This window comes from Cupriavidus sp. DL-D2, assembly GCF_039710735.1.
Classification (GTDB): Bacteria; Pseudomonadota; Gammaproteobacteria; order Burkholderiales; family Burkholderiaceae; genus Cupriavidus.
Genome location: NZ_JBDKXK010000014.1, coordinates 95498 through 115891 on the forward strand (window position 1 = coordinate 95498; position 20394 = coordinate 115891).

15 protein-coding genes are annotated in these 20394 nt (G+C 63.9%); 8 read left to right on the forward strand and 7 right to left on the reverse strand.

Annotated features, from left to right (window positions below; all coding sequences use genetic code 11):
* Positions 1-126: 126 nt before the first annotated feature.
* The 4 genes from ABDB81_RS10765 to ABDB81_RS10780 are packed head-to-tail and all read right to left on the reverse strand — an operon-like array spanning position 127 to position 4518.
* Positions 127-999: a metal-dependent hydrolase gene (locus ABDB81_RS10765; RefSeq protein WP_137927953.1), complete on the reverse strand. Its 873-nt coding sequence runs from the start codon at positions 997-999 to the stop codon at positions 127-129.
* Positions 996-1997, reverse strand: a complete 1002-nt coding sequence (locus ABDB81_RS10770; protein ID WP_346811048.1) for an alpha/beta hydrolase — start codon at positions 1995-1997, stop codon at positions 996-998. Before ABDB81_RS10770 ends, ABDB81_RS10765 begins: the two co-directional genes overlap by 4 nt.
* The gene (locus ABDB81_RS10775; protein ID WP_346811049.1) at positions 1994-2887 is read right to left on the reverse strand and encodes an SDR family NAD(P)-dependent oxidoreductase; all 894 of its coding nucleotides are present in this window, start codon (positions 2885-2887) and stop codon (positions 1994-1996) included. The genes ABDB81_RS10770 and ABDB81_RS10775 overlap by 4 nt, the downstream gene beginning before the upstream one ends.
* A 50-nt stretch (positions 2888-2937) precedes the next feature.
* Positions 2938-4518 carry an NAD(P)/FAD-dependent oxidoreductase gene (locus tag ABDB81_RS10780; RefSeq protein WP_346811050.1) on the reverse strand — a complete coding sequence of 527 codons (1581 nt, stop codon included), beginning with the start codon at positions 4516-4518 and terminating at the stop codon, positions 2938-2940.
* A 330-nt stretch (positions 4519-4848) separates the two neighbouring features.
* On the opposite strand from ABDB81_RS10780, the gene ABDB81_RS10785 reads away from it, so the two are divergent.
* From ABDB81_RS10785 to ABDB81_RS10815, 7 genes are all read left to right on the forward strand, one after another.
* Entirely contained in the window at positions 4849-5445 is a 597-nt protein-coding gene (locus tag ABDB81_RS10785; protein WP_160471084.1) for a hypothetical protein, read from the forward strand.
* A gap of 14 nt (positions 5446-5459) precedes the next feature.
* Entirely contained in the window at positions 5460-7055 is a 1596-nt protein-coding gene (locus tag ABDB81_RS10790; protein WP_346811052.1) for a GMC family oxidoreductase, read from the forward strand.
* A gap of 207 nt (positions 7056-7262) precedes the next feature.
* Complete coding sequence (locus ABDB81_RS10795) at positions 7263-8201, forward strand: TetR/AcrR family transcriptional regulator (RefSeq protein ID WP_137927947.1); 939 nt, start codon at positions 7263-7265, stop codon at positions 8199-8201.
* A gap of 223 nt (positions 8202-8424) precedes the next feature.
* A complete protein-coding gene (locus tag ABDB81_RS10800) occupies positions 8425-9318 on the forward strand; it encodes a DUF1571 domain-containing protein (RefSeq protein ID WP_137927946.1) in 894 nt (297 codons plus the stop codon).
* A gap of 245 nt (positions 9319-9563) precedes the next feature.
* Positions 9564-10931: a DUF2957 domain-containing protein gene (locus ABDB81_RS10805; protein ID WP_346811053.1), complete on the forward strand. Its 1368-nt coding sequence runs from the start codon at positions 9564-9566 to the stop codon at positions 10929-10931.
* A 68-nt stretch (positions 10932-10999) separates the two neighbouring features.
* Positions 11000-12295 (forward strand): DUF2957 domain-containing protein, encoded by a 1296-nt coding sequence (locus tag ABDB81_RS10810; protein ID WP_346811055.1) that lies wholly within the window; start codon positions 11000-11002, stop codon positions 12293-12295.
* A gap of 21 nt (positions 12296-12316) precedes the next feature.
* Positions 12317-13171 (forward strand): OmpW family outer membrane protein, encoded by an 855-nt coding sequence (locus tag ABDB81_RS10815; protein ID WP_346811056.1) that lies wholly within the window; start codon positions 12317-12319, stop codon positions 13169-13171.
* A gap of 129 nt (positions 13172-13300) precedes the next feature.
* Here ABDB81_RS10815 and ABDB81_RS10820 read toward each other — a convergent pair whose 3' ends face one another.
* From ABDB81_RS10820 to ABDB81_RS10830, 3 genes are read right to left on the reverse strand one after another with little or no spacing between them, the layout of a single operon-like run.
* Complete coding sequence (locus tag ABDB81_RS10820; protein WP_346811149.1) at positions 13301-14770, reverse strand: efflux transporter outer membrane subunit; 1470 nt, start codon at positions 14768-14770, stop codon at positions 13301-13303.
* A 14-nt stretch (positions 14771-14784) separates the two neighbouring features.
* The gene (locus ABDB81_RS10825) at positions 14785-17934 is read right to left on the reverse strand and encodes an efflux RND transporter permease subunit (protein ID WP_346811058.1); all 3150 of its coding nucleotides are present in this window, start codon (positions 17932-17934) and stop codon (positions 14785-14787) included.
* 49 nt (positions 17935-17983) lie between these two features.
* A complete protein-coding gene (locus tag ABDB81_RS10830) occupies positions 17984-19225 on the reverse strand; it encodes an efflux RND transporter periplasmic adaptor subunit (RefSeq protein ID WP_137927942.1) in 1242 nt (413 codons plus the stop codon).
* A 439-nt stretch (positions 19226-19664) separates the two neighbouring features.
* On the opposite strand from ABDB81_RS10830, the gene ABDB81_RS10835 reads away from it, so the two are divergent.
* A complete protein-coding gene (locus ABDB81_RS10835; protein ID WP_137927941.1) occupies positions 19665-20393 on the forward strand; it encodes a TetR family transcriptional regulator in 729 nt (242 codons plus the stop codon).
* Position 20394 lies beyond the last annotated feature (1 nt).

The window sequence follows — 20394 nt, forward strand, 5'->3', positions numbered from 1 at the left end:
GGGAGCAAAACAAGCGGGAGAGGGGAGCACACCGACGAGGATTCAAACCCTGCCGGTTTTCTCCCCTCTCCCTCTGGGAGAGGGGCGGGGGAGAGGGCAGGCGCGCGAAGCACTATCGCAACAGAATCAAGCCGCTGACCTCAATGACGGCGCACGCGTACTCGCCCCGGCCTTGATGGCCGTCTGTTCGATCTCTTCGATCAGCGGCATGATGCGGCTCAGTTCCGCGCGGTTGTCTTCGTCCCACGGATGGAAGCCCGGCCGGAAGTAATCGAACCATTCCGGAATCATCTTGCGCAGCACGCCCGGTGAACCCCACAGAAACTTGATCACGCTGCCGAAGCCCGTCAGCTTGTTGCGGCACGTCTTGTCCGCCATCACCAGCCGCACGTGGAATACGAACACCAGCGCCCAGAACGTAACCGTGGTGGTCAGCATCGTGAACGCGCGCAGCAGGTAGCGATACGGCCCCGGCTTCATCACCGTGTTCCACACGTCGTACGCCACCGCCTTGTGCTCGGTTTCTTCCAGCGCGTGCCACGTCCACACCTGTCGATATCCCGGCTCGGACACACCCATGTGGCGCGGATCGGACAGCATGCCGCCGGCCAGCATCGCCGTGTAGTGTTCCAGCGCGATGGTGTGCGCGAGCTGCCACGATTTCGGCAGGATCTTGCGCAGCAGGTTAAGCAGCTTGGCCACCGCGTTGTCGAGCTTCGACGCTGGCAGTCCTGCATCATCCAACAACCGGTTGTAAAGGATGTGCTCGCGCGTGTGCATCGCCTCCTGCCCGATGAAGCCAGCCACAGCCTGCTTGAGTTCAGGATCGGTGACGCGGTCGCGGTAGTTGCGCACGCTGTCCATGAAGAAGCGTTCGCCGGCCGGGAAGAAGATCGACAGCGCGTTGATGAAGTGGGTGACGTGCTGCCCGCGCTCGTGCCAATCGCAGATGCGTTCGGGCGGCAGATGGGGATGAACGTCGCGGCGTACGGGCATCATGACGAGGACTCCTGTGTCGAAGGGACCGACGCCTCACGGGCGCCGTCGAGGAAGGGCAGCAGGTCAGCCGCCACGCGCTGCGGGTCTTCTTCCATCGGGACATGGCCGAGACCCGCATAGCGGTGCAGCGACACGACGGGGAGACGTGCCGCGAACGCCGCGGCATGCGCGGGCGGTATCCAGCGGTCGCGCTCGCCCCACAACACCAGCGTGGGGGCTTGCACGCCGCGCAGCCGCTCGGTATCCAACGCATCGAAATCGAGCCTCGGCACCATGCGGCCCACCGCTTCGCGGCTGCCTGCTGCATAAAAGAAATCGACGTAGCGCCGGAACGTGGATTCCGGCACGCGCCTGGCATCGCCGTACACATCGCGTGTGGCCGCGCGGATGATCGCTTCGGGCAACATCCACGGGGCCGACCAGCGCACCACGGCGTGCCGGAACAGACCGATATAGATCGGCAGCTTCATCGGAAAGCCCGCCGCATCGATCAGCACGAGCCTATCCACCAGCGCGGGCCGGCGTGCGGCGAGATCCCACGCAATCAACCCGCCCAGCGAGTTGCCGATCAGCGTGGCGCGCGAGATACCCACGGCCAGCAGGAAGCTGTCGATGAAGCTGCGATACACATCGACATCCATCGTGACCACGCGACCGCGTGCATCGCGCAGCGGGCCGGTGAGACCGAACGGTGGAATATCGAGGCGGACCACGCGATACCGCTGGCGCAGCATCGGCATCAGTCCTTCCCACGTGTGCAGCGACGCGCCGAACCCGTGGATCAGCACCAGTGGCTCGCCCTCGGCCACGCCTTCTTCGGTGTAGTGAACAAGTGCGCCCATGACCTGTACCCAGCGCGAGGTTGGCAGCGCATAGCGGCGCGCGAGCGTGTCGCGCGACAGGCTCGTGAAACCCACGCGGCCCTGGCCGAACCAGCGCGTGAATCGACCGGGCGGTGCCTGCAGCACCGCTTCGCGAGGCAGGGCGGCGCGCGTCATGCGCGTTCTCCGCCGGGCGCCGATGCGGGAGCGTCGCCTTGCACGAACTGCCGACGCTTGCGGCGCGTCTCGCGTACCACGAGCGACTGGTACGCTGCAGGCAGCAAGCGCGCCATCGCATCGGCGGCGTATGCATCGGGGCCCACCAGCACGCGCCGCTTGTTGGCACGCACGGCATCGAGGATCACGCGCGCGGCCTTGTCCGCCGAGGTGATGAAGAATTTCTCGAACTCCTCGCGGCCCTGCTGTTCATCGCGCACCAGCAGGCCGTTGACGCTGGACGAGACCCGGCTGTCGCGCGCGATATTGGTCTTGATGCCACCCGGATGCACGGTCGTGGCCGACACGCCGCAATCCATCAAATCCAGCTCCTGCCGCAGCGATTCGGTGAAGCCGCGCACGGCGTACTTGCTCGCGTTGTAAGCGCCCATGCCGGGTTGCGCGAACAGGCCGAATACGCTCGACGTGTTGACGATATGCCCTTCGCCGCTGGCTTTCAGGTGCGGCAGGAAAGCCTTGGTGCCGTACACCACGCCCCAGAAGTTGATGCCGATGATCCATTCGAGATCGTCGTAGCTCATACCTTCCACGGTGCTGGAGTGCGCCACGCCCGCGTTGTTGAAGATCAGGTTGACACGGCCATGATCGCGCGCCACGGTATCGGCCCACGCATACACTGCAGCGCGATCCGCTACATCCACAACATGCGTGGTTGCGTGGATATCGGGCGCTGCGCGCTGCACCTCGGCAAGCGTTTGCGCCAGCCCCGCCTCATTGCGATCCGATAGCGCCACGTGGCAGCCGGCCTGCGCCAGTTGTATCGCCAGACAGCGGCCCATGCCGGAACCGGCGCCCGTAATTGCGGCCACCCTGTTGCGGAAATCCTTCATCGATCTCTCCTCGGTCAATCCAGGTTCGCTTCTGTTTTTTTAGGGACGGCTCAGGCGCGCACCGTAGCGGTGGGCACGTTGTGGTGGGCGCCTTGATGCGCCGTGTCTGCATCGTGATCTCGCACGGGCCATCGTTCGTACTCGGCCATGCGGAACGTGCGTGTGGCCTGCCGGAACTGCCATGTGAAGCCGGGCCAGAGCGTGGTGTTCTTGCCGTTGTTCGGGTCGATGTACCAGCTTGCGCAACCACCTTCAGACCAGATCGCGTGGCCCAGCTTCTGCTGGATGCCGTGGTTGAACTGTTGCTGGACGGGCGGGCGCACATCCACCGCTTGCACGCGCTCGCGGCGCATTTGTGCGAGGGCATCGAGCACGTAGTTCACTTGCGACTCGATCATGAAAACCATCGAGCTATGGCCGAGTCCGGTGTTAGGGCCGACGATCAAAAACAGGTTCGGGAAGCCCGATACCGTGGTGCCCAGGTACGCCTCGGCGCCATCGCGCCAGGCATCGAGCAGATCGCGTCCTTCACGGCCCACGATCACGCCGCGCGGCAACGGATCGGTCGCGTGAAAACCCGTGCCAAGGATGATCGCGTCCACAGGGCGGCGTGTGCCGTCGCGCAGCACTACCGCGTCGGCTTCCACATGGTCGATACCTGTGGTGACCACATCGACATTGCTGCGCGACAGCGCCGGGTAGTAGTCGTTGGAGATCAGCACGCGCTTGCAGCCAATGGTGTAGTCCGGCGTCAGCGTCTGGCGCAGCACGGGGTTCGGCACCTGGCGACGCAGATGGCGGCGCGCGATGCGCTCCACGGCCTTCATCAGTTTCGGATGAATCACGAAGCCCAGCACGCGCGACTCCAGCATCCAGTACAGCCCCGTGCGTGCGAGCCGCTGCGTGAACGGCAGGCGGCGGAACATCGCGCGTTCGAACGCCGACACGCGGCGATCTGGCTTGGGCATGATCCACGGTGGCGTGCGCTGGTAGAGATCGAGCTGCGCCACAGCCGGTGCGATCTGCGGCACGAACTGGATGGCACTGGCGCCGGTGCCGATCACCGCCACGCGCTTTCCTGTTAGCGGATAGTCATGGCGCCACTGTTGCGAATGGAACATCGTGCCGGCGAAGGTATCGAGGCCAGGGATGTTCGGGATCGATGGGCGGCTCAGCCCGCCCATGCCCGAGATCAGCACGCGGGCGCGCACGCAGCGCCCATCGGCCATCTGCAGCCGCCAGACCGCTGCGGCATCGTCCCACTGCGCGCTGCGCAATTCGTGGTTCAAGCGCAGGTGTTCACGCAATCCGAAGCTGTCGGTGCAGTGTTCAAGGTAGCGGCGGATTTCCGGCTGCGGCGAGAACATGCGCGACCAGTCCGGATTGGGCGCGAACGAGAACGAGTAGAGGTGCGATTGCACATCGCAGGCGCAGCCCGGGTAGTGGTTGTCGCGCCAGGTGCCGCCAATGGAACCAGCGCGCTCGAAGATCAGGAAATCCTCCACGCCCGACTGCTTCAGGCGGATACCCATGCCGAGTCCGGCAAAGCCACTACCGATGATCGCGATATCGCACGCAACCTCCGGGCTGTCTGCCGACAGGTAATCGGGGAGATCCGCTGGAGCATTCATATGGCGCCTTTCCATGGGGTGGGCTGATGCCGTCCGTGACTGTCGGACGCGATCAACGCCATCGTTGATTGTGACATTGGTCGATGTCATCATAGGAACCGGTTTCGCGCCCCGTCAAACTGCTCGTTGGAAGAATTGCTCTATTTGCGGCGCGTTTCCAGTGGCGGAGCGCGCACATCAAACGCAGCCCGGCCATGCGGAATTGGCGTTGGCGGCGGATGTCGGTCGTGCGTTTGAAACCTGACAGTCGCCGCAAATAAATTTCGCCGGGTTCGGCAGAATCACAACGCCTCGGGATACCTGAGCCACATAAGAAAAAATGGAGACACGATGCCCCTACCGGACCTTCCCCCGGACCTTCCAGCGGACCATCCCTCGGCACCTTCGCGCCGGCATTTCCTGAAGGTCGGCGGCGGGTTCTGCGCGGCCATTGCCTGCTCGGCGCTGCTGCCCGCGCTGACGGGCTGCTCGCCCGCCGCGCCACCGCAGGCCGGCATGGCCTTCCTGCGACCCGATGACGTGGCGCTGTTCCGCGCGGTGCTGCCCGCCGTGATCAGCGAACTCGAAACGATGCCCACCGCGCAGCGCGAGACAAGGAGCACGGCGGCCGTGAAGAACATCGACGTGACCATCGCCGCCATGGGTCAGAACGGCCGCGACGAATTGCGCAAGCTGCTCGACCTGCTGGCCAGCACTCCGCTGCGCTGGGCCGTGGCCGGCGTGCGCAGTCCGTGGAGCGAGGCCACGCCGGAACAGGTACGCGGCTTCCTCGGCCGCTGGCGTAGCAGCCGGTTCGCCACGCTCAATGCGGGCGGCGTGGTGCTGGTGAAGCTGATCGGCGTGGGCTACTACGTGGTGCCCGATACCTGGAGCGCCAGCGGCTACCCCGGTCCCAACGCCGCGATCTATCGCGCCATTCACAGCTAACAGCAAGGGCCGACATGCCGATTCCCGATATCTACAGCGCCGGCATCGCGTCCGGCTGGAAGGTGCTCGACGCCGCCACGTTCACCGCCCCGCGCACATTGGAGGCCGACGTGGTCATCATCGGCACGGGCGCTGGTGGCGGCATCGCGGCGGAGATCCTGAGCCAGGCCGGCCTCACTGTGCTGATGATCGAAGAAGGGGGCCTGCACACGTCCGACAGCTTCAAGGACATGGACGAAGCGCGCGCCTATCGCGAGCTCTACCAGGAGGCTGCAGCCCGCGCCACCTCGGACGGTGCGATCTCGATCCTGCAAGGCCGGTCGGTGGGCGGCAGTACCACCGTGAACTGGTCATCGAGCTTTCGTACGCCGCCGCAGACGCTGGCGCACTGGGCATCCGAACACGCGGTGACGGGGCATAGCGTGGAGGACATGGCGCCATGGTTCGCGCAGATCGAGGCACGCTTGAACATGGCGCCGTGGGCGATGGACCCGAACCCCAACAACGCGGTGCTTCAGCGCGGCTGCCAGGCGTTGGACTGGGAGTGGCATGCGATTCCCCGCAACGTGAAGGGCTGCTGGAACTCGGGCTATTGCGGCCTGGGCTGTCCGGTCAACGCCAAGCAGTCGATGCTCGTCTCGACGATCCCCGCCGCGCTGGCCCATGGCGCCACGCTGGTGCACCGGCTGCGCGTGCGCACCCTCGACCATGACGGAAAGTCTGTACGCGGCCTGACCGCCGACGCGATCGGCGCCGATGGCTACACACCCAGCGGCATCGCGGTCACCGTGCGCGCCCGGCATGTAGTGGTAGCGGGCGGGGCGATCAACTCGCCGGCCCTATTGCTGCGCTCACGCGTGCCCGATCCGCACAAGCAAGTCGGCCTACGCACGTTTATTCATCCGGTGAATTTGAGCATCGCAGAAATGCCGGAGAAAATTGATCCTTATTATGGCGCGCCGCAGTCGGTGGCATCGGATCATTTCCAGTGGCGCGACGGCGCAACAGGGCCGATGGGCTACAAGCTCGAAGTCCCGCCCATGTTCCCCGGCATCAGCGCGGGCGTGTTCAACGCGATCGGCAACGACCTGCGCCAAGAGATGGCGGCGTTGCCGCATACCAACGCCATGCTGGCGCTGTTGCGCGATGGCTTCGTGCCCGAGAGTCCGGGCGGTCGTGTCAGGATTACCGATGACGGCAGTCCGGTGCTGGATTACGACGTGAGCGATTACCTCTGGGATGGGGTGCGCCGCGCGTACCTGAGCATGGCCGAAGCCCAGTTCGCGGCTGGCGCACGCCGTGTCCGCCCGGCCCATCTGGATTCCGCCCATTATTCGAGCTGGGCCGAGGCACGCGAATCCATCGGCCAATTGCCATTGAAAAAATTTCGCGCGCTGTTATTCACGGCGCATTTGATGGGTGGCTGCGCCATGAGCGATGACCCTGCCCGTGGCGTGGTAAATAGCGCGGGCCGCCATCACCATTTAAATAACCTATCCGTATTAGATGGCTCGGTATTTCCCACCAGCATAGGTGCGAACCCCCAATTGTCAGTGTTCGCACTGACGGCGCAGAATGCATCCACACTGAAAAAGACCATCACGGCGTGATAAGAATTTTTGTCATGCAGAATCGGGGCTTGCATTTTAGAGGCAGACCTCGAAAAATGGACTTGTGAAACGGTGCAATCGGTAGAGTAGGCTGCTTACAACCGTTTCAAGCATCCGTATGCCGACAGAGCATGGAGCTTGGGCAGCGAGTGGATTGATTGACTTTTTTGCAGGGGTCCACAGCGGTATTTGAGCGAGAGACGCCCCATGAAGACCGGGAAAACCACGGCAGGAGATACAAAGGCCCGCATCCTGGATGCGACCGAGAAACTGTTCATCGAGGTAGGTTACGAAGCCACTTCTCTCAGACAGGTGACGTCGCGGGCAATCGTCAATCTGGCCGCAGTCAATTATCACTTTCGCAGCAAGGAAATCATGATGCAGTCGGTGCTCGGACGCCGGCTGGATCCGCTCAATACCCGGCGGCTGGCCTTGCTGGATGCCTGCGAGGCGCGCTGGCCGGGTAACGAGATCCGCTGCGAACACGTGATGGGTGCGCTGTTCGTGCCCGCGCTCCAGATGGCGCGCGAGCCCGAGATCGGCGGACCATCGTTCCTCAGGCTGCTGGGGCGCGTGTATTCCGATACCTCGCCCTTCATCCAGTCCTGGCTGATGGGACACTATGCACCCGTGTTCGGACGCTTCTTCGAAGCGTTTGCACGCGCGCTGCCCGATGTGCCACGGCAAGACCTGGGCTGGCGGCTGCATTTCGCGCTGAAGGCACTGGCGGGTGTGCTGGCGGGCGATGAACTGGGCAACCTGATGCCGGCCTTCACCCAAGGCAAGCGCATGAGCGACACCGAGGTGCTCGCCCAGTTGACGTCGATGGTGGTGGCTGCCCTCAAGGCACCGTCGCCAGAGACCCAGGAGCTTGGCGCATTGCACGATGTCTTTGAAATCGGCGAGTCGCAGCATGCCGATGAACAGGCTCACATGGCTGCGCTGGCAGCCACGGTGGAAAGCGAAACCCAGCAAGCCGCTGCCGCCACGGCAGCCGCAGTGAATCGCGCACGCCGCAGTGCGCGCACGGTACGCAACGAGGGCACGACGCGCTCGGCCACCGCCAGCATGGCGGTACGCCGCGAGCACTGTGCCTTCCCCAGCAATCCGCTTGATGACTGGATGCGTACCCGTCCCCGAACGTAGCCGAGCCTTTAGCCGAGTCACCAGGCGAGTATCACGGCGGCCCTGACCGGGGCCGCCGCTCCCCAACGCCACACGTGCGATATCGCCACGCCCCAAGCGCGGCGTGACCCGTTACGTCCCTGTCGCGCCCATGAGCCCGCTGTCTGCCGACATGCGCGGGAGGGACCCGTCTTGCCTGTCGTATGAAAAAAGTCGAAATACACCGGAGTACTGGAGACACGCGATGAAGCAAATGATCACGATTGCCGCGATTGGCGGCGCCCTCGGCATGATGACCGCGCCAACGCTGAGCCTGTTCGATGTGCATGCGCAAGGCGCACCGGCACCGCAGAGCCGCGCCGCCACGCCTTACGACGGTCTGCCCACGTCGCAGCAGACCACGCTGTTCGCCAAGCAGATCGCCAGTGGTGAGCTGGCCGCGCAACCCGATGCGCAGGTGCTGGCCGTGTTCGATGCGCTGCAACCCGAGGCATTGCTGACGTGGGCGCGACAGGAAATCAATCGCTATCCCGAATACGAATACGCGATGACGCGACAGGAGCGTCTGAACGGCCAATGGCAGGACAAGCCCGCGCGCATGCTCATCCGTTATCGCCATATGCCGCGTCAGCTTTATGCGAAGTGGTTGCCTAACGGCGCGCAGTCGGGACAGGAAATCATCTACGACGAAACCAAGCGTAAAGAGGAAATGTACGGCCACCTGGGCGGCGTGCTGGGCTTCACGTCGATCTGGACATCGATCGATGGATCGCTCGCGAAATCCCAATCGAATCACACCGTGCGCGATCTCGGTTTCCAGTTCGTGCTGTCGATGCTGGAGCGCGATGCCAGGACGCTGCGCGCCGCAGGTCTCTCCGAGAAATACAGCCGCGTCGATATCGTGCAGGAGCAGGGCGTGCGCATGGTGGCGCTGACGTGGGAACTGCCCGAGGGGCCGCCCAAGTACTACGCGAAGAAGGTGCAGTTGATGTTCGATCTCAAGCATCCATGGCCGCGTCAGGAAACCGCGTGGGATGCGGACGGCAACATGGTGGAGAAGATCGTCTTTGAAAAGGCCGTGAAGAAAACGTTCGATGCCTCGGCATTCGATCCCGCCAACAGCGAGTACAAGTTCTGATTCCGCTGATCCATATGGAATACCCACTGCGGCCTGGCGCTCCCCCCGTTTGAATTCGCTCGCAACACCGTGTGCGAGCGGTTTGAACGATCTGCGGATCGCTTTGGCCGACAAGGCACTGCGGCGCGGCCACCGTGTTTGGAACGTGCGCTCTATTGCGCGTCATCGCTTGAAACGCGAGATTCCGACCACTGTGCGACATCAAAAAAAATCCGTCGCGCCGACGATAAAAACAGGAGACAACCATGGATCAGTCGAACTTTCGACGCACCATTTTCGCCGTTGCTGGGGTAAGCCTGACGATCGCACTGGCCGCTTGCGGCGGCGGTGATGGCGAACCCGGCGGCAGCACGCCACAAGCCTCGGCGCAGCAGTGCGCCACCCAAGGAACGTGCACCCCATCGGGCCCCACCACCAATGCACCGGTGGCCGATATCTGTCCGAGCGTGCTCGACTACAACACCACCTACACGGGCGGCTCCGGCGCGGGCGAATTCTTGAAGATCCAGCTCGATAGCCGGCAGGGCACGTATCGCATCCAGATTCTCGAATCAGCCGTGCCGAAAGAAACCGGCACCGTCTCGCCGACGCGCGCCGGTGTGACGCTGACCGGCACGATGACGCATCCGACCAGACCGCTGCCGACTGCAGCGCAGAACAACTGTGCCTACGAACTGAAGACGGCCACGGCATCCGACGGCATTTCGCAGGCCATCATCGATCCGGCCAATCCGCCGATCCTCTTCATCGGTCATGGCGTAGCGGGCGGCGGCATTCCCGGCGCGACGATTGCCTACAACAATCCCGGCCTGGGCGGCCTCGGGGTCATTCCTGAGCGCACCTTCCCGATGTACCCGGTGATTGCCTTCGCGGAAACCGAGACCGACTTCGCGAAGGTGGCTGGCCAGTACAACATGCTCGCCTATCACCTCGTACCGTCGAGCGGCGAACTGCTCAACGGCACCAACTATGCGCCGGCCACGATCAATGCGGTCGAGACGCTGAACGCCGACGGCACCTGCACGGTGGCATCTGGCACATGCAAGTCCACGGGGCAGCCATGGACGCTGCGCACTGCGGACGGTGCGTTCGAAAGCGCCAACGATAACGAGATGCAGCCGTATCCGTATCTCTACAAGGCCGCGCTGCTGCAGGACAACTACAGCCGTGCACGCGGCGTGATGATCGTCGGCAAGCTCGAAGGAAAACTTGTACCGGTGCTGGTGCGCGTGGGCTTTGCGGAGATTGATCTGAATCCGCTCGACTTCAAGCTGCGCGTCGACGATGAATCGGGCATCGGCTTGCTGGCATCTGTATCACCGACGACCGCCGCCGTGTTGAAGGGCGGCTACATCGGCTCGGGCAGCGACTTCAAATATTCGGCCTCGGCACTGCAAGACAACGTCGCCGCATTGCTCGATCCGCAGGATCTTTCGCTCACGCCGACCGGTGCCTTCCAGATGGACTTCACGCAAACCAAGCCTGGCGTAGTCACCACCGTCGATAACAGCGGCACCAGCGGTGCACTGATCACCACCGGTCCGGTCTACGCGCATCTGTTCGGCCCGGATGCGAACCCGACATTCCGCGTCAGTGCCGTGGCAAGCCGATAAGCGCTACGAACCCTGCCTCACACCCCACAAGACAGTCCAAATAAGAAAGCCCCAAAGGAGACATCATCATGATGCAACTGCCGCAATGGCTCGCGCTCCGCGACTATCCCAACGCTTCCGCACGGCGCTCGCGCGTGCGCCTCGTACCGGCCCTCGCCACGATTGCGCTGCTGTCCGCGTGCGGTGGCGGCGACGGGGGAGGCGGCGGGGGCGGTTCGCCATCGCCTGCGGCAGTGGGCGTGCCGCGCCTGTGTCCGGCCACGGTGGACTACTCCACGCCGTACATCGGCGGCACGGGTTCCGGCGAACTGGTGAAGGTGCAGATCGACACCACGAAGAAGACGTGGGCCGTGACCTTCCTCGACTCGTCGGTGCCGCGCACCACGGGCACGGTGTCACCGACTCGCTCGGACCCCACCGACGGTCAGAACGTGATGACGGGTACGCTCGCGCAGGAAACCGCGCTGCCTACAGAGAAGCTGAACCAGTGCGCGTTCGAGTTGAAGGGTGCGAGCCTCGATCCGGCGCGTCCGGCCAAGCTGTTCCTCGGTGAAGGGGTGATGGGTGGCACCATTCCGGGCGCGCGCATCCAGTTCAATGGTTTCCTTGGCGCGGGTGCGGTGCCCGACACCACGTTCCCGTACTTCCAGTTCATCGGCTTCGCGCAGACCGAGACCGACCTCGGCAAGATCGCCGGCGTCTACAACGGCTCGGGCTTTCACGAGATTCCGTCGAAGGGCTTCGCCACGGTGGCGCAGGACTATCGCATGTCGCTCGCAGCCGATGGCTCGTTCACCGTCTGCGACAACAAGGCGGGCGGAACGTGCAAACAGAAGGGCAACAAGTTCGTGCCGCAGGCTACCGGTGCATTGCTTTCCACGAACTATGAAGGCGAGCAGCCTCCGAGCCTGGGGGCCGTGATGGGCCGCGCGTACCTGATCGTCGGCAAGCTGCGCGGACAACTGGTGCCGATCATGATCCGCGTGGGCTATGCCAGTGCGAAAGATCTCCCGCTGGGTGCGGATGACGAAATCGGCATCGGCATGATGGCGCCAGCGGTGTCTTGGTCGCAGGGCAGTGTCAATGGCGAGTACATCGGCGTGGACAGCAACTTCGACTACAAGGTCACGGCACTGATCGGCGCAGAAGCCGCGCAGCTCGATCCGTTCCACGCATCCGATGCCACGCGTGCCATCGCGCTGAAGCTCGACTACTCGCAGACCACGGCCGGTGTGATCACCACCACGCGCAAGGAGGGCACGCCCGGCATCACCGGCAAGCTGATGTTCACGGGCGGCGTGTTCGGCTTCATCGAAACCAACAATGGCGCGCCGTACTTCACGGTTGGCGCCTTCGTCGAATAACAATAATCGGGGAGACCATCGATGAAGCATCAACGTTACGCAACGCTATCTCGCCTGTTGGCCGTCGTGGCGATGTTCGGCCTGTTCGCCGCAGCCCCCGCGCATGCGCAGAAGAAGGGCGACAACGTCGTCTCGGCAGGCTGGTTCCACATCCAGACCTTCGGCACCAGCGGGCCGCTGACCACCAACGTGGTGGATGTGCCGATCAACTATCCACTGGGTCTGCCGTCGAGCTTCTCGGCGCCGGGCAGCGGCCTGTCCACGTCGAACTCGGACACGCTGGGACTCACGTTCAGCCACTTTGTCACCGACCATATCGCCATCACGGGTGTGGGTGGCATTCCGCCCACGTTCAAGATCTACGGCCATGGTGAACTGATTCCGCCAGGGCCTGCCGGTGCGCTGGGCAAACAGAGCCTTGGTGACCCATCGCTGAACCCGATCATCTCGCGGGCGCGGCAATGGAGTCCGGCTGCGATGGTGCAGTATCACTTCCGCTCGCCCGGTGTCACGTTCCGCCCGTTCGTGGGCATTGGCGTGTCCTACAACTTCTTCACGGACATCAAGGTGAATCCGGCGTTCGCAGACTCGGTCAACAACAACCTCGGTGCTGTGCTGGCCGCTGGTGCGGGGATTCCGGGACCGACCTCGGTGCATGCCGATGCCTCGTCGTCATGGGCACCGATCTTCAACATCGGCGGCACGTACAACTTCAACGAGCACTGGGGCGTGACGGGCGCGGTGACGTATATCCCGCTCAAGAGCGAATCGACGATGACGATCAAGGCATCGGACGGCACGGTGCTGTCTACGTCGAAGACGACGTTGCGGCCGAATCCGATCGTGTTCTTTCTGGCGGCGACGTATAAGTTCTAACTGTTTGCTCCCCTCTCCCGCTTTGCGGGAGAGGGGCTGGGGTGAGGGTCAACGCATCACTCTCCACCACGCCAAACAAAAAGGGCGAAGCCTCACCAGCTTCGCCCTTTCTCTTTTCCCGCTAGACCATCACTGCGTAGTCGTCTGAGGTTTCACCTGCGCCACCGGCGCCGTCTCATTCAACCCACCACCCAGGGCGCGATACAGATCAATCGCATTGGTCAGCCGCAGTTGCCGCGCCTGCACCAATGCCTGCTCTGCAGAAAACAGTTGGCGCTGTGCATCGAGTTCGTCCAGGTAGCTCGCCACGCCGCTGCGGAAGCGCAGGCGCGACAGCTCGTAGCGCGCGGCTTCCGCGTTGCGCTGCTGCTCCTGCCCTGCCACCTGCTCTTCAAGCGTGCCGCGTGCCTGCAGTGCGTCGGCCACTTCGGCAAACGCGGTCTGGATCGTCTTCTCGTAGTTGGCGATCTGGATATTCTTGCGCACGTTGGCAAGATCCAGGTTCGCCAGGTTACGGCCCGTGTCGAAGATCGGCAGCACCAGCGACGGCGAGAACGACCAGATGCCCGTGCCCGAATCGAACAGCCCCGAGAAAGACGGGCTGATGGTGCCGGCACTTGCCGTCATCGTAATGCGCGGGAAGAACGCTGCGCGTGCGGCACCGATGTTCGCGTTGGCCGACAGCAGCGTCTGCTCGGCCTGGCGGATGTCGGGACGCTGCGTGAGCAGGTCAGACGGCAGCCCTTCCGGAATGTCGCTGATGATGCGTTCATCCGACAATTGCATCGGCGCGGGCAGGTTCGGAATCTGCGCGATGGGCATGCCCACCAGCACTTCCAGCGCGTTCTGTGCCTGCGCACGCTGGCGAGCCAGTTGTGCAGCCGATACGCGCGCCTGTGCGACGAGCGATTCGTTGTCGCGCAGGTCGAGCGCCGACGTGGCGCCCGCATCGAAACGCTTCTGCGCGAGTTCGAACGTGCTCTTGCGGGCTTCATACGTATTGCGTGCCAGCTCATACTGTTCGGCGGCAGCGCGTTCGGCCAGATACGCCTTGGCCACTTCCGATACCAGCGAGATATGGGCCGCGCGATGCGCTTCCTCGGTGGCGAAGTACTGCGCCAGTGCCGCGTTCGACAAGCTGCGCACGCGGCCGAAGAAGTCCAGCTCCCACTGCGTCACCGACAGACCCACCTGGTAGGTGCTGCCCGTGAACGACTGGCCCACACCCGAGGTCAGGCCCGAGAACTTGCCGCGCTGATAGCTGGCGTTGCCGTTCACCGTCGGCAGCAAGTCCGCGCGCTGGATCTGGTACTGCGCACGCGCTTCCTCGATTCGCAGGGCAGCCGTACGCAGGTCGCGGTTGTTCTCCAGCGACGTGGCGATCAGCACCTGCAGGCGCGGATCGGTAAAGAACTCGCGCCAGCCGATGTCATTGGCCCGGCGCGTTTCGCCGGTCTTCACTTCGGCAGCGGCGTAGCCTTCGGGCGCGGCCGGATAGGCACCCGCCACCGGCGGGGCCGGCTGCTCGTAGCGCGGCGCGAGCGTGCAACCGCTCAATACGCCGGCCACCAGCAGCAATGCGGTCAAATGCTTCGTCATTGTCAGCGTCATCGTCAGATTTCCTTGCCTTCCAGACGTGCCTGCTCGCGTTCTTCCTGAGCCTTGCTGCCCTTGAAGAGTCCGCGCACCACCACGAAGAACACCGGCACCAGGAAGATTGCCAGCACGGTGGCCGTGATCATGCCACCCATCACACCCGTGCCGATAGCGCGCTGGCTACCCGAACCGGCACCCGTGGAAATCGCCAGCGGCAGCACGCCCAGAATAAACGCCATCGACGTCATCAGGATCGGGCGGAACCGCAGGTGCACCGCTTCCAGCGTGGCGTCGATCAGGCTGCGGCCCTGCGCCTGCAGATCCTTCGCGAACTCCACAATCAGAATGGCGTTCTTCGCCGACAGACCAATCGTCGCGATCAGGCCCACCTTGAAGTACACGTCGTTGGGCATGCCACGCAGCGTCACGCCGAGCAGTGCGCCGATCACGCCAAGCGGCACCACCAGCAGCACTGCCACCGGGATCGACCAGCTCTCGTACAGCGCAGCCAGACACAGGAACACGATCACCAGCGACAGCGTGTAGAGAATCGGCTCCTGCGAACCGGCCAGGCGTTCTTCGTACGACTGGCCCGACCACTCGTAGCCGAAGCCCGGCGGCAGCTTCGCAAAGTTCTCTTCCATCACGCGCATGGCAGCGCCGGTGGATTGCCCCGGTGCGGCCTGACCCGCAAGCTTCACTGCAGGCATGCCGTTGTAGCGCTCCAGGCGCGGCGAACCCATGACCCACTTCGACGAGGCGAACGCGGCAAACGCCACCATGTCGCCATTCGCATTGCGCACGCGCAGCTTGGTGAGGTCGTCCGGCAGGCGTCGGTCGGCGCCCTCGGCCTGCACGATCACGCGACGCACACGGCCTTCGTAGATGAAGTCGTTCACATACGAGGAGCCGAACGCAATCGACAGCGTCTGGTTGATTTCCGCCACCGGCACACCCAGCGCACGCGCCTTCTCGCGATCGATATCGATACGCAACTGCGGCGCGTCTTCCTGGCCTTCCGGACGCACGCCCTGCAACTGCGGCGATTGCGCCGCCATGCCGAGCATCATGTTGCGCGCTTCCATCAGCTTGGCGTGACCCTGACCCGTACGATCCTGCAGACGGAAGTCGAAGCCGGACGAATTGCCCAGTTCCGAAATAGCCGGCGGATTCAGCGGGAAGATGATCGCGTCCTTGATGAAGGACAGTGCGCCGAACGCACGACCCACCAGCGCCTGCGCGGTGTTCTCGTCGCCAGGACGTTCCTTCCAGTCCTTCAGGCGCACGAACGCGATACCACCGTTCTGGCCACGGCCAAAGAACGAGAAGCCGGCAACCGTGATCATCTGGTCCACCACCTTCGATTCCTTCTGCAGGTAGTAGTCCTCGATCTGCTTGAGCACGCCGATGGTGCGCTCCTGCGTGGCACCGGTCGGCAGCTGCACCACCGTGATCATGTAGCCCTGGTCTTCATCGGGCAGGAACGACGACGGCAGGCGCTGGAACAGCAGCACCACGCCCGCGATGATCACCGCGTAGATGATCAGGTAGCGGCCGCTGCGGCGCAGGATGCGCGCCACGATGCCCTGGTAGCCCGTGGAGGCCGTGGCGAACGTACGGTTGAACCAGCCGAAGAAGCCCTTCTTCTCGTGATGATGGCCTGCTTCCACCGGCTTGAGCATGGTGGCGCACAGGGCCGGCGTCAGCGTCAGTGCCAGGATGGCCGAGAACACCATCGACGAAATCAGCGACAGCGAGAACTGGCGATAGATGTTGCCCACCGAGCCGGAGAAGAACGCCATCGGGATGAACACGGCGGTCAGCACCAGCGTGATGCCGACGATGGCGCCCGTGATCTGGCCCATGGCCTTGCGCGTGGCTTCACGTGGCGAGAGACCTTCCTCGCTCATGATCCGCTCCACGTTCTCCACCACCACGATCGCATCGTCCACCAGGATACCGATCGCCAGCACCATGCCGAACATGGTCAGCACGTTGATCGAGAACCCGAACGCCAGCATCGCACCGAACGTGCCCAGCAGCGCCACCGGCACCACCAGCGTCGGGATCAGCGTGGCGCGGAAGTTCTGCAGGAACAGGTACATCACCAGGAACACCAGCACCACGGCTTCCAGCAGCGTCTTGACCACTTCCTCGATCGAGATCTTCACGAACGCGGAGGTGTCGTAGGGGATGCTGAATTCGTAGTCGGGCGGGAAGAAGCGTTGCAGTTCTTCCATCTTCGCGCGCACGGCGGTAGCCGTTTGCAGCGCGTTGCCCGTCGGGGCCAGCTTGATGGCGATGGCCGACGCAGGCTTGCCGTTGATGCGGGCGAGCGTCGAGTAGTCGGCACCGCCCAGTTCCACGCGGCCCACGTCCTTGATGCGCACCGACGAGCCATCCGGATTCACGCGCAGCAGGATGTTGGAGAACTGCTCCGGCGTGGTCAGACGGCTTTCGGTGTTGACCGTCGCATTGAGTTCCGTGCCCTTGGGCGACGGCGTGCCGCCCAGTTCGCCCACTGCCACCTGGATGTTCTGCTCGGCCACGGCTGCCGTGACATCGGTCGGCGTCAGGTTGTACCCGGTCAGCTTGGCCGGATCCAGCCAGATCCGCATCGCGTACTCGGTGCCGAACAGGTCGGCCGCACCCACGCCCGGCACGCGGCGGATTGAATCCACCACCTGTGCCGAGACGAAGTTGCCGAGCTCGATCGCATCCGAATTGCCGGACTTGGACGAGACCGTGATGAACATCATGTAGTTGTTGCCGGCCTTGTCGACCCGCACGCCCTGCTGGCGCACCTCCGCCGGCAGGCGCGCTTCCACGCGCTTCAGGCGGTTCTGCACTTCCACCGAGTTCAGGTCCGAGTTGGAACCCGGCGCGAACGCGATGTTGATGGTGGCCAGCCCCGACGATTCGCTTTGCGACTCGTAGTAGAGCAGGTTGGGGGCGCCGTTGAGCTCCTGCTCGATCGGCGTGACCACCGAATCCTCGATGGTCTTGGCCGAGGCACCCGGGTACGTGGTGCTGACCGTGATGATCGGCGGCGCGATATTCGGATACTGGGCGATCGGCAGCTGCAGGATCGCCAATATGCCGCCCAGCGCGATGATCAGCGCGAGCACCCACGCGAACACCGGCCGGTCGATGAAAAACTTCGCCATGAATCTGGCTCCCTAAAAAGGCTTGTCTACGCTTGGTCTGAGACGGGGGTCAGCTCTGCTTGGCGGCAGGCTTGGCGTCGGGCTTGGCTTCCGCCTTGCCTTCCGCTGCAGCCGGCGCCGATGCCGGGGCGGCTTGCGCCGTCTTGGGGTCCTGGAACGGCACGGCCTTGGCGGGCGCGCCCGGCTGCACCTTCTGCAACCCTTCCACGATCACCTTCTCGCCACCCTTCAGGCCCTCGGTCACCACCCAGCGGTCATCGATGGCCTGCGGTGCCTTGACCGGCACGGCGGCAACCTTGCCGTCGGCGCCTACCACCATCACGCTCGCGCCCTGCGCGGTGCGGATCAACGCGCGCTGCGGCACGGTCAGTGCGCCTTCGTCGATACCCTGCTCGATCTTCACGCGCACAAACGTGCCCGAGAGCAGCTCGCGCTTGGGATTCGGGAATTCGGCACGTAGCGTGATGGCGCCCGTGGTCGGGTCCACGGTCATGTCGGTGAACAACAGCTTGCCGGTGGCGCTGTATTCCTTGTCGCTGGCTTCCGGGAACAGGTGCACGCGGGCACCACCGTTCACGCCCTTGACCTGACCCGAGGCAATCGCGGCGCGCAGGCGCGCCACTTCCGAGGCAGGCTGGGTGAAGGTCACCCAGATCGGATCGACCTGTTCGACGGTGGTCAGCTTGGTAGCTTCGCCCTTGCCGACCAGTGCGCCCTCGGTTACCAGCGCACGGCCCACGCGGCCGGAAATCGGCGCTGTCACGGTGGTGTAGCCCAGGTTGATCTGCGCCGTGGTCACGGCAGCCTTGGCGGCGGCGATATCGGCGTTGGCCTGGCCAGCAGCGGCCACGGCATCGTCATATTCCTGCTTGCTGACCGCGTTCACGGCCACCAGCGGCTTGTAGCGCTCGGCCTTCTGCCGCGCGGACACGGCATTCGCGTCGGCGCGCTCCAGCTGGGCCTTGGCGGAAGCCAGCTGCGCCTGGTACGGGGCCGGATCGATGCGGAACAGCACCTGGCCGGCCTTGACCTCGCCACCTTCGGTGTAGTTGCGCGACAGCACGATGCCTTCCACGCGGGCGCGGACTTCGGCGGTGCGCACGCCTTCCAGACGGCCCGGCAGTTCATTGACAACGGCAACCGTGGACGGCGTGACGGTGACCACACCCACTTCCGGCGGCGGCATTGCGCCGCCCTGGGGCGCCTTGTCGCCACAGGCGGACACGAGCAGCGCGGCCACAGTGGCTGCAGCGGCAGCGGCGACGCAACGGATACGTTGGGACTTCCTCATCGATAACCCCGTGATGGCAATTTTGTAGATTCGCCGCACGCACCGGAACGGCCAGAACACAGCCTCGGTGCTACGCACCCCGGGGACGGGGCGCGGCGGGCAAGCAAGTGGAGGGGAGCCAGTTAAATAACCGGGCGATTCGTAAAACGCCGATTGCGTCACAAAAAAACGCCTTGGCTGATCCCCGAACAAACGCGTAGTATAGATACATCCGCGCATGTATGTAAGTGAAAGTTGCCGTGTGCGGCGTTTGCAACACTCTGTGATGATTGCTTGCAATGGAATGTTCGGTCTGTACAAGCACGATTGTTCCGTTCGCTGTACGATTCGGGCCGCCAGTGCTGTCGTGCGACATCGTGCAATCTGGAAGGGGCTTCATCCGAAGGGGTGAAGCGTCAGGAGACCCGGGCGGCCAACTTGGACGCGGGTGAGAGAGGAAATGGTCAGACGTACCAAGGAAGAAGCGCTGGAGACACGCAACCGGATTCTGGATGCGGCGGAAGCCGTGTTCCACGCCCGTGGCGTGGCACGCCCATCGCTGGCAGATATTGCGGAGGCAGCCGGTGTCACGCGTGGCGCGATCTACTGGCACTTCAAGAACAAGAGCGATGTCTTCGCGGCGATGTGCGACCGCGTCAACCTGCCGGTGGAGGCGCTATGCGCGCCCGAGCGGCTGGCGCTGCAGGCCGACCCGCTCGGCGGCATCCGCGATATCTGCGCCTTCGTGTTCCGCCAGACCGTGACCAATCCGCAGTGGCGCCGCGTCTTCGAGATCATCTTCCACAAGTGCGAGATGGTGGAGGACAACGGCGCGATCTTCGAGCGCCAGCGCCAGTCCCATCAGGACGGCACGGTCAAGATGCGGGAGCATCTGCGCCTGGCCATGGAACGCGGCCAGTTGCCCGCCGATCTCGAACTCGACCTGGCCGTCAACGCCTTTCATGCCGCCATCGGCGGGGTGCTGGCGCACTGGCTCTTCTCTCCGACCGATTTCGACATGAACCATGAGGCCGAGCGTCTGGCCGATACGTTCGTGGATACCCTGCGCCTTTCGCCCGCGCTGCGCGTGGGCTACGTGCCGCGTCCGATGGCGCCCCTCGACGCGGAAATGGCCGCGCTCTGCGAGCGTCAGCCCCAGGCCACTGCCCCTTCGATCACCCCCGCCTAGT